Here is a 3,531-nt window from a genome sequence, read left to right as displayed (position 1 = left end):
ACCATTAACCTTAAACTTTTTGGTAAGGGTCATCCCAATGTAGCAAACTATTACAACAACCTAGGACAAATCCACCTAGGCCAAGGCAATGTAGAGAAGGCCACAAATTATACCATTAAAGCGCTTGACATGGGCATTAAGATTTTCGGGGAAAATCATCCTTTAGTGACAAGTTGTTACAACAACCTAGGGCAAATCTACCTAAATCAAGGCAATTTAGACAAAGCAGTAGAGTATAACAACAAAGCGCTTATTATTAACTTTAAGCTTTTTGGTGAAGATCATCTCGATGTGGCAACTTGTTACAACAACCTAGGAGCAATCTATCAGAGTCAAGGCAATTTAGACAAAGCAATAGAGTATAGCAATAAAGCGCTTATCATTAACCTTAAGCTTTTTGGTGAAGATCATCTCGATGTGGCAAGAAATTACAACAACCTAGGAGCAATCTACCATAGCCAAGGCAATTTAGACGAAGCAGTAGAGTATAGCAACAAAGCGCTTGTCATTAACCTTAAACTTTTTGGCGAATATCATTCCAAAGTCCTAAGTTGCTACAACAACTTAGGACAACTTTACCAACATCAAGGCAATTTAGACAAAGCGGCAGATTATATTAATAAAACACTCGCTATTGGCCTTAAGCTTTTTGGTGAATATTCTTCCGAGGTGGCAAAAGATTACAACAACCTAGGGCAAATCTACAAAGTGCAAGGCAAGTTAGTCTTGGCGGAAGAGTATATTAACAAAGCGCTTGCCATTGACCTTGAGCTTTTTGGTAAATATTCTCCCGAGGTGGCAAGAGACTATAATAACCTAGGAAGGATCTACCAAAAGCAAGGCAATTTAGACAAAGCAACAGATCATAGTGCAAAAGCTCTGGTCATTAATCTTAAACTCTTCGGTGAAAATCATTCCCAGGTGGCAGATAGTTACAATAATTTAGCAGTAATCTACAGAGCCCAACACAATTTAAGCCAGGCAGAAGATTATTTTAGAAAAGCACTCGCTATTAGCCTTAAACTTTTTGGGGGAAATCACCAGGATGTGGCAGCTTGCTATAGCAATTTGGGAACGATCTACCAAGAGCGAGGCAATTTAGACAAAGCGGCAGGTTATACTAACCAAGCTCTCGCTATTGGCCTTAAACTTTTTGGGGAAAATCATCATGATGTGGCAAGTTATTACAGTAATTTAGGAGCAATCTACCATAGCCAAGGCAATTTAGACAAAGCGGCAGATTATACTAACAAAGCACTCACCATTAACCTTAAACTTTTCGGGGAAAATCATCCCCCTGTAGCAAACTATTACAACAACCTAGGACAGATCTACCTAGGCCAAGGCAATGTAGAGAAGGCCACAAATTATACCATTAAAGCGCTTGACATGGGCATTAAGATTTTCGGGGAAAATCATCCCTTAGTGGCAACTTGTTACAACAACCTAGGAGCAATCTATCAGAGTCAAGGCAATTTAGACAAAGCAGTAGAGTATAGCAATAAAGCGCTTATCATTAACTTTAAGCTTTTTGGTGAAGATCATCTCGATGTGGCAAGAAATTACAACAACCTAGGAGCAATTTATCACAGCCAAGGCAATTTAGATAAGGCGGCAGAGTATATCAATAAAGCGCTTATCATTAACCTTAAGCTTTCTGGCGAATATCATCCCAAAGTGCTAAGTTGCTACAACAACTTAAGACAACTCTATCAACATCAAGGCAATTTAGACAAAGCGGCAGATTATACTAATAAAACACTCGCTATTGGCCTTAAGCTTTTTGGTGAATATTCTTCCGAGGTGGCAAAAGATTACAACAACCTAGGGCAAATCTACAAAATGCAAGGCAAGTTAGTCTTGGCGAAAGAGTACACTAACAAAGCGCTTGCCATTGACCTTGAGCTTTTTGGTAAATATTCTCCCGAGGTGGCAAGAGACTATAATAACCTAGGAATGATCTACCAAAAGCAAGGCAATTTAGACAAAGCAACAGATCATAGTGCAAAAGCTCTGGTCATTAATCTTAAACTCTTCGGTGAAAATCATCCCCAGGTGGCAGATAGTTACAATAATTTAGCAGTAATCTACAGAGCCCAACACAATTTAAGCCAGGCAGAAGATTATTTTAGAAAAGCACTCGCTATTAGCCTTAAAATTTTTGGGGGAAATCACCAGGATGTGGCAGCTTGCTATAGCAACTTGGGAACGATCTACCACGAGCGAGGCGATTTAGACAAAGCGGCAGATTACACTGAAAAAGCTCTCGCTATTGGCCTTAAACTTTTTGGGGAAAATCATCATGATGTGGCAAGCTATTACAGTAACTTAGGAGCAATCTACCATAGCCAAGGCAATTTAGACAAAGCGGCAGATTATACTAACAAAGCACTCACCATTAACCTTAAACTTTTCGGGGAAAATCATCCCCCTCTAGCAAACTATTACAACAACCTAGGACAGATCTACCAAAAGCAAAACAATTTAGACGAAGCCAAGAATTATACCATCAAAGCGCTTGACATGGGCATTAAGATTTTTGGCGAAAATCATCCCTTAGTGGCAACTTGTTACAACAACCTAGGGCAAATCTACCTAAACCAAGGCAATTTAGAGAAGGCCACAAATTATACCATCAAAGCGTTGGCCATTAAACTTATGCTCTTTGGTAAAAATCATCCTACGGTAGCAGTCTGTTATCACAACCTAGGAAGAATCTATAAAGAGCAAGATAATCTAGATAAAGCGGTTAAGTAGGCCTCTTTCGAAACTGAAATAAAATGTAAATTTTAGTAAAATGGTAACTCAACATTTAAAGGAGGCATCATGAAATTTGATAAGATGGAAAAATTAGATGATGAACGATTTCGACGATTGACAGGAGTAGAGTATACCACCTTTGATAAAATGGTGCAAATTTTACAGCAAGCCGATAAAGCCAAGAAGATTAGAAGCGGGCGTAAATACAAACTAAGTCTAGAAAACATGTTGTTGATGGCATTGGAATATATGCGAGAATATAGGACCTATTTTTATATTAGCTGCCCCTCTTACTTAAGGGCATAGTTTTTTTAGGCGATGATAGCATAAAGGGCTGCTTAAAAGCTTATTAACTATTGATTAACTTTCTTACTTCAAAAAATGTATTTATTTTTTCCTTTTGCTCGGAATTTTAGCAACTCATCTTATGGATAAATAATTTTTTCAGCAAATAAGGTAACTCTTGATTGGCTGTAAGTATCAAGCTTATATTAGACCTCTTTCGAAACTGGAATAAAATGTAAATTTTAGTAAAATGGTGACTCAACATTTAAAGGAGGCATCATGAAATCTGATAAGATAAAGAAATTAGATGATGAACGATTTCGCAGATTGACAGGGGTAAAACGTGGTACCTTTGATAAGATGGTGCAAATTTTACAGCAAGCCGATGCGGCCAAGAAGATTAAAGGCGGGCGTAAATATAAACTACGTTTAGAAGACATGCTGCTAATGACCTTGGAATATATGCGAGAATATAGGACCTATTTT

Annotated in this window: 1 protein-coding gene and 2 pseudogenes; all 3 read left to right on the top strand. The window is 38.0% G+C overall.

The annotated features are described in order from the left end of the window. The coding region (locus tag DB41_RS10580; protein WP_052243846.1) for a tetratricopeptide repeat protein at nt 1-2,757 on the top strand (2,757 nt) is incomplete at its 5' end. A 69-nt stretch (nt 2,758-2,826) separates the two neighbouring features. After that, nucleotides 2,827-3,039 (top strand): annotated as a pseudogene (locus DB41_RS03190) (IS5/IS1182 family transposase); the annotation flags it as partial. A 285-nt stretch (nt 3,040-3,324) separates the two neighbouring features. Next, nucleotides 3,325-3,531, top strand: a pseudogene (locus DB41_RS03185) (IS5 family transposase); the annotation flags it as partial.

It is taken from the genome of Neochlamydia sp. TUME1 (assembly GCF_000813645.1).
Taxonomy (GTDB): Bacteria; Chlamydiota; Chlamydiia; order Chlamydiales; family Parachlamydiaceae; genus Neochlamydia.
This window is presented reverse-complemented; position numbering and strand designations above follow the sequence as displayed.